Origin of the sequence: Clostridioides sp. ZZV15-6383, from assembly GCF_020657735.1 — a bacterium.
Classification (GTDB): domain Bacteria; phylum Bacillota; class Clostridia; order Peptostreptococcales; family Peptostreptococcaceae; genus Clostridioides; species Clostridioides difficile_D.
This window is the reverse complement of sequence record NZ_JAGWCV010000028.1, coordinates 41,909-49,342: the sequence shown is the minus strand read 5'-3', so window position 1 is coordinate 49,342 and position 7,434 is coordinate 41,909. Positions and strand designations below refer to the sequence as shown.

General features: G+C 29.5%; 4 protein-coding genes. 1 reads left to right on the top strand and 3 read right to left on the bottom strand.

Annotated features, from left to right (window positions below; genetic code table 11):
- Positions 1-327: 327 nt before the first annotated feature.
- Together KGF42_RS11595 and KGF42_RS11590 are read right to left on the bottom strand one after the other, a co-directional pair.
- The gene (locus tag KGF42_RS11595; protein WP_227826362.1) at positions 328-1,905 is read right to left on the bottom strand and encodes a cell wall-binding protein Cwp5; all 1,578 of its coding nucleotides are present in this window, start codon (positions 1,903-1,905) and stop codon (positions 328-330) included.
- A gap of 302 nt (positions 1,906-2,207) precedes the next feature.
- Positions 2,208-4,619, bottom strand: coding sequence for a cell wall-binding cysteine protease Cwp84 (locus tag KGF42_RS11590; protein ID WP_227826361.1), 2,412 nt, complete (start codon positions 4,617-4,619; stop codon positions 2,208-2,210).
- A gap of 227 nt (positions 4,620-4,846) precedes the next feature.
- Between KGF42_RS11590 and KGF42_RS11585 the strand changes: the two genes are divergently transcribed.
- Positions 4,847-5,242, top strand: a complete 396-nt coding sequence (locus KGF42_RS11585; protein ID WP_227826360.1) for a GtrA family protein — start codon at positions 4,847-4,849, stop codon at positions 5,240-5,242.
- A 52-nt stretch (positions 5,243-5,294) separates the two neighbouring features.
- Here KGF42_RS11585 and KGF42_RS11580 read toward each other — a convergent pair whose 3' ends face one another.
- Positions 5,295-7,427 (bottom strand): cell wall-binding repeat-containing protein, encoded by a 2,133-nt coding sequence (locus tag KGF42_RS11580; protein ID WP_285891577.1) that lies wholly within the window; start codon positions 7,425-7,427, stop codon positions 5,295-5,297.
- Between the last annotated feature and the right edge of the window lie 7 nt (positions 7,428-7,434).

Below are 7,434 nucleotides of genomic sequence, written 5' to 3'. Positions count from 1 at the left end.
TATTGCTATTGCTATTGCTATTGCTATTGCTATTGCTATTGCTATTGCTATTGCTATTGCTATTGCTATTGCTATTGCTATTGCTATTGCTATTGCTATTGCTATTGCTATTGCTATTGCTATTGCTATTTAGATTATTTTTCTTTATTCTAGTTTTGTCAATACTTTTATGTATTCTTTTGCTACATTCAACTACACTCCCCATGTTACCTCCCCAAGATTTATTTAACTATATATTTAGCTATAAGGCTATTTATCTATAAACCCATTTAACTATATATTTTCAGATATAATTCCAACACACAGTTCACTTAAATATACATATTTTTAGTTAAGAAATTTCTTTAGAAATCCAAGCTTATCTAGTATATCTTGTATTTTATTGATTTTCTGACTTATAGAATCTATAGCTTTTTCAATTGAATCAACCTTAGCCTCTAAATCCTCAACCTGATTAACTTTTTTATCTATAGTACCATTATTAGTTATATCACTATTAGATGAATTATCTATAAGCTTTCCTATATATCCATCATTAATCAATTTTGTATCATTAGCAGAAGCTAATATCATCAACGTATCTATATCTGAATTTCTAGTATTTTCTATAACTCTACCATTTTTGTCACGAACTGACAATATGGTGATTGTGTCATGATTATTAAATCCACCTTCTCCAATATTTCTAACTATAACATTTACCAAAGTAGCATAGTTATTCACTTCACCATTAGGCATATCTACTGTAAGAGTTTTTGAACAATCTCCTTTTATATTCAAAGTTATTGGTTTATTTGTCACCATTCTAAAAGCTTCATTTACAGTATCTTCTTTTGGTTTAAAGTTTATAATGTCATTAGGACTTGCTATATTTATCATATCAGTTAATTCCTCAACAGTTTTTGCTTCAAACACAGTTTTTTCTTGTAAACTTTTAATCTCATCAAAAGCTTCTTCATTTCCATTTCCACCTACCTGTGTTATCGTACTTAATTTTTTAGTACTAAGTATATCCCTTTGTTTTGTGTTTAATTTATTGCCAACCAAAACAACAGGAGACTCATTTTTGGCAGCCAAAACTCCAACAGCTAATGAATCTATTAGCTGATTCTCATTTTTACTACCATCCTTAGTTACATATAGATTACTTAAATTTGTATCAGAATAAAACTTTTCTATAACTTTAGCATTAGTCTCATTTCTATCTTTTCCACTTAATCTTTCTGCATTAGGAAGACTCTTTTCTACAGCTCTTGAAACAGAATTTGTCCCTCCAATTACATATGCTTTTATAACTTTCTCATCTCTTATAAATTTATCAAATGCTTCTACTCCATCCTTAGGACTAGACAAAATTATAGGCATCTTATTTTGAGCTGCTGGTGCTCCAACACTAACAGCATCACTCAATCCTTTTTCACCATTTACTACAGCAACATCCTTAATATCTTTTATATCCTTAAGCTTATTAGCCAAAATCAGTGAAGTTTCATATCTATCCTTACCATTAATTCTTTCTACATTAAGTCCATTACCTTTTAATTTGTTCTCTATATCTTTATTAAGTACAGCAGTACCTCCTATCAAATAAATATCTTTAGCTCCTAGACGTTTTATCTCTTTTTCAGTTCTATCATCTAGTTTATCACTTTCTGTCAAAAGTATTGGTGCTCCTTTAGCCTTTGCAAATGGTGTAGCTGAAAGTGCATCAGCTAATGAATTATCATTAACTAACACTACATTAGAACTAGAACTGTATGCCTTTTGACTTATCTTTACAGCAGTTTCATATCTACCATTACCTATTAATTTTTCCTCTGTAAGTGCATATGATGGTATTATAGAAATGCTACTTAAAGTAAGCGCTATTGTCAATATTGTTAAAATAGTTTTTGGTGCTTTCATTATTATTCCCCCTTATTTTGTTTAAAATCTTACTATATTTATATTATAAAATAACTTTACACTATTTTACAGTTTAAAATTATTACATTTTTCATCAATAATAAAGAGTCTATCTCAAAATATAGACAATCCTATTTTCCATTGTTGAAATGATGAAAATATATTTGATTTCATGCAAAAAAGAGTGCCTCATGAACTAAAAAGCTCATTTTGAGACACCCCTTTTTGTTATTTTATATTTATAAACTTCTATTAAATATTTTTTAATAATAAAGCATATAGATTTATTATCTTTCTATTCACTATTTTCCTAAAAGAGTATTTAGTTCATTAAAAGCATTTTCATTTCCATTTCCACCAACTCTAATAGGAGTTTCTATTTTCTTAGACTTAAGTACAGTTTTTTGACTTTCATCTAACTTATTTCCAACTAGAACTACTGGTGAATCAGTTTTAGCACCTAATGCTCCTACTGCTAGTCCATCTATCAAATCTCCTTGACGCTTTGAACCATCTTTAACAACAAAAGCATATTTTAAATCTGAATTAGTATAGAACTTATCTATTATCTTAGCATTAGTTTCATTTCTATTACTTCCTGCAAGTCTTGTTGGATTTGAAAGCTTACTTTCTAAATTTGATGATAAAGTAGCTGTGCCACCAATTATATAAGACTTAGTTATTTTTGATGAATTTAAAAACTCATCAGCACCTTGCAACTCACTCTTTTTATTAGTAAGTATTATTGGCATATTGTTATCAGCAGCTGCTGCACCAACACTTATTGCATCTGCAAGTCCATTTACACCATTTGCCACTGCAACTTGTGAAACAGATTTTATACTATTTAGCTTTTGAGCTAGAGATATACTAGTCTTATATCTATCACTACCTGAAATTCTTTCTACTGATATACCCATATTGCTAAGTTGAGCTTGTACATTCTTGCTTAAAGAATCTTCTCCACCTATTAGATAAACTTTTTTAGTTCCTAATCTTTGTAACTCTGACTTAGTTTTTGAATCTAAGTTATCTTTTCCTGTTAAAAGAATCGGAGAGTCAATTGCTGCTGTAAATGGTGTAGCTGTTAAAGCATCTACTATTGCGTCTCCATTTACTAATACTGCATATTGTGAAGAAGCCCATCCTTTTTTGCTAACTTTAACTGCTGTTTCATATCTATCTGCTCCAGTTAAAGATTCTCCTGAAGTAGCTTGTCCAGAAGATGTTTTTGTTATAGCTTTTATAACAAAGTTACAAGGAGAAAATTCACTATATGTATTTATATCTTCAAATTTATTATTTTGAAGTATGTAGCTTTCACCTAAGTTTGCTTTAGCTTCATATAGATAATATGCATCTATATTAGTTTCATATGCTAAAGTTGATTTTTCCCTATTAGGATTTGCTGTGTTGTCTATAACTACTACTATTGCTCCTTTACCTTTTGGCAAGCTGTAAGAGTTAGTAGGTACATTTATGTATCCAGAGTATGATACTGTTCCATTTGCAAGTTTTGTCATTGAGTTATTTTGAGGAACTCCATTTACTACTGGTGCATAGTATACTTCATATTTTGCTCCTACAGAGTCTGTTTCAAACATAACAGAGTCAAGTTTTTCAGAATCTCTACTGAAATCAAATACATTTGCTGCTGTTATTTTATTTGACATTATCTTGCTAAGACCAGCATATTCAAGTTGGTACATCTTTTTGTCACTATCTGGTTTTGATACAGATTTCATTGCATAGTTATCAGTGTCTGTTAATAGAGTTTTATCTTCATAAGAAATCCAGAAGAATCCTTTCATAGAATTGAACTCTCCCCAACTACTTTTTACTAACCATGCTCCATTTGATTCTGGTTTTACATCAGATGCAAAGTTATCCTTTGAATAGTTATCATCCCATCCTACTATCGCTACAGAGTGATTCAATGGAGCTCTCTTATTTGTACAGTTATATGCTGTTTCATCCTTATTAAAATATGTTGAATAATGTGCATAACCTGATGTCACTGAACCATATTGCATTATAGCATTTTTTACAGTTTCTTTATCTTTATTAAGACGAACAACATCTGTTACATTAAATTGTGTAGGTGCAGTATCCATATTTGAAGGTCTAGTTGCACCTTGCGCCTCAGATTTAAGGTTGTATGGTATGTCCTTTTCTAACTTAGGACCTGCCCATCCAGTCAAATATCCTATAGCTGTTACATTTGAACTACCTGACATATCATCTAAGTTCCATCCATGTGTTCCACCAGTTGACCACCATCTAAAGTGCTCTTCTGAAAGGTCATATGTTCCATAGCCTTTTAGCTTTAGGTATGACTCTAAAGTTGACATACTAGAAAATGCCCAACATGTATTAAGATCTCCTTGTTTTTTTGCTGGTGTAGTTAATCCTAAGTTTATTGGATTGTATGATGCACTTGATTTGTATGATGATGGAAGAGTGCTTCTTCCCTTATTTTGAAGTATTGTACCTTCCATTTCATGTGGAACAGGTATTACTCCATTATATTTTGCTGTGTCTCCATTTTTGACATCTTCTAGGTATTGAAGATAGCTTTCAGAATACTCTGCAGTTTCTACTCCATCTAGAGTTTTATTGTTTTCTGCTGAGACAGGTATTGTTGACACTATTAAAAAGCAAACTGTCAACAATGCCAGTAGCTTTGACAATTTTTTTGATTTGTACTTTCTCATGTTTACCCCCTTATATGTATTTAATTTTTATTATATCAGATTTCTAAATTAAGGTCATATTTTATTTTGATAAAATATGGATTATGAGTACATATTAATTATAGAATGTTATAGTTTTATTTTTTATAATATTTTAAGATATATTGATTTATTAATTGATATGTTATACTAATATTTGTTAGTATCTTTAAGTATATTTATATTAAATTAGCTTAGGAGGATTATATTTGATTTTAAAAAAACATAAAGAGACAATATTATATTTATTTTTTGGAGCATTTACTACTCTTGTAAATATAGTTTCGTATTTATTTTTTACTAGGATTATTTCATTTAATTTTATGGTTGCAAATGCTTTGGCATGGATACTTGCTGTTTTATTTGCTTATGTTACTAATAAGTTTTTTGTGTTTGATAGTAAAAGAATCGAACTAAGATTTTTGTTTAAGGAATTTTTTTCTTTTGTTAGTTTTAGGCTACTTTCTGGTGTTATAGAAATGGTTATTATGTATATAATGATTGATTTACTTTTTGTAAATGATATTATTGTAAAAGTATTTACTAATATAGTTGTTATAGTTTTTAATTATTTATTTAGTAAGATGATAATTTTTAGAAAATAAAAACAGACTGTCAATTATTAATCAGTCTGTTTTTATTTTTCACATTAGATACCTATTCTACTACCTTATCACTTGATCCCCATCTAGTTACTTTATTAGTTGAGTCATCTAATTCGACTAGCTCTATATATTTCTCTTTTACATCATTTGCTGCTATCCTCACTCTATTAGTAGTAATTTCATCCCAATCAGATATAGTTACTTTATCTCCAACATTCATTGATGTTGGTTTTTTTGATACTATTCTATAATAAACTGTACATCCAGAATCAGCACCTGTTGCTGTTAGTTTAACATAGTCTCCATCAAAATCTATATCTGCACTTAATCCTTTTGCAGTTTCTGACTTTAAATAAAATCCATCATCTATATAGTCAGATTTTCCCCATCTAGATACTTTCTTAGTATCAGAATTTATCTCAACAGCTTCTATATAATACCCATTTTCTGCTTTAATAGTAAATGGTAAAACAGAAGATGGTACAACAGTCCAATTATCTGTGTTTATTCTATCCCCAATATATAATGCAGATGGTCTACGGCTTACTATCCTATAGTAAATTTTATAATTTGAATCTTCAGGTTTAGTAAATATTTTTACGTCTATATAACCTGGTCTTGGAGGTGACAAAGGCTCTGAAGCAGGATATATTCCACTTGCTCTTTTTTCATCCTTATCAGTGTCATCAACTCTAGGTTTATTTCCACTTATTGATGGTGTACTAATCCCACCTAAAGTATCAATATTTCCTGAATTTCTTATTATAACGCTAGTAGAATTATTTGTAACCTTACTTATATCACCTTTATTTTCTATATTTACATCTTTAGCACTACTAGATATAGTCAAAACCCATATATCTCCACTACTTGTATTCTCTATTTTACATCCATTTGAATCATAAAGGTCAATATCATTTATCTCACCTTCATTGATAAATGTACCATTTTTTATATCCATTATTTTTACAGTTCCATCTAATGTACCCTTATTAGTTAATTCTCCATTTGGCATATTTACAGTTATTGTTTGTGTATACAATCCTTCAAGCTCTACAGTTATAGCTTTCTTTGTTTCTATACTAAATGAACTAGTAATTTTTTTATTATCATCAGGTTTAAATGTTATAATATCATTAGCATCTGCTTTTCTTAGAGCAACATCCAATTCATCTGCTGTCTTAACTCTATATATAGTTTCCTCTTGTAAATCAATGATATCTTTTACTGCATCTTCATTTCCATTTCCACCAACTTGTACAATATTATCAAAACTTTTAGTATTTAACACATCATATTGACTTGAGTCAAGTGCATTTCCTACTAATACAACTGGTGAGCTATTTTTAGCTGCTAATACACCTACAGCTAGAGAATCTATCAAATCCCCCTGTTTTTTCATACCATCTTTAGTTATATAAGCATTTTTTAAGTCTGTATTTTTATAAAATTCTTCTAGAACCTTTGCATTAGTTTCATTTCTATTATTTCCAGATAATCTTTTTACATTAGGTAAACTCTGTTCAATAGAACTAGATACAGAATATGTACCACCAATTATATAAGATTTCTTTATATTTTTACTACTAATAAAGCTATTTGCAACTTTTATTCCATTATTAGGATCTGAAAGTATAATTGGCATATTTTCTTGTGCTGCAGCAGAACCCACACTTACTGCATCTGCTAACCCTTTCTCTCCATTAACTACAACTATATTAGAAATACTCTTCTCTTTATCTAATCTTTCAGCTAATTTTAAAGATGTTTCATATCTACTATTACCTGAAATCCTCTCAAAAGTCATATTTTCTGATTTTAATTCTTTTTCAATATTAGTGCTTAAAGTATTCATGCCTCCAATTAAGTATACATTTTTTACACCTAGTCTTTTTAACTCCGCTTTAGTTCTACTATCCAATTTATCACTTTGAGTCAATAGAATAGGTGCATCTTTTAACTTAGCAAATGGAGTTGCAGATAGTGCATCAGCTATAGAATTATCATTTACTAGTATAGCATTAGTAGCTTCTTTCCATCCATTTTGACTAATTTTTATTGCAGTTTCCCATCTACCAGAACCTACTAGACTCTCTTTTGATGAAGCATCAGCTATATTGACAGATAATGCAAAGATAAAAAAAGTTGCTGTCAACAATGACATTATTCTCTTTGATATTTTCATTAACTAT

Coding starts and splice junctions, on each gene's coding strand:
- KGF42_RS11580 (WP_285891577.1), bottom strand. CDS start 7,427: ATGAAAATATCAAAGAGAATAATGTCATTGTTGACAGCAACTTTTTTT.
- KGF42_RS11590 (WP_227826361.1), bottom strand. CDS start 4,619: ATGAGAAAGTACAAATCAAAAAAATTGTCAAAGCTACTGGCATTGTTG.
- KGF42_RS11595 (WP_227826362.1), bottom strand. CDS start 1,905: ATGAAAGCACCAAAAACTATTTTAACAATATTGACAATAGCGCTTACT.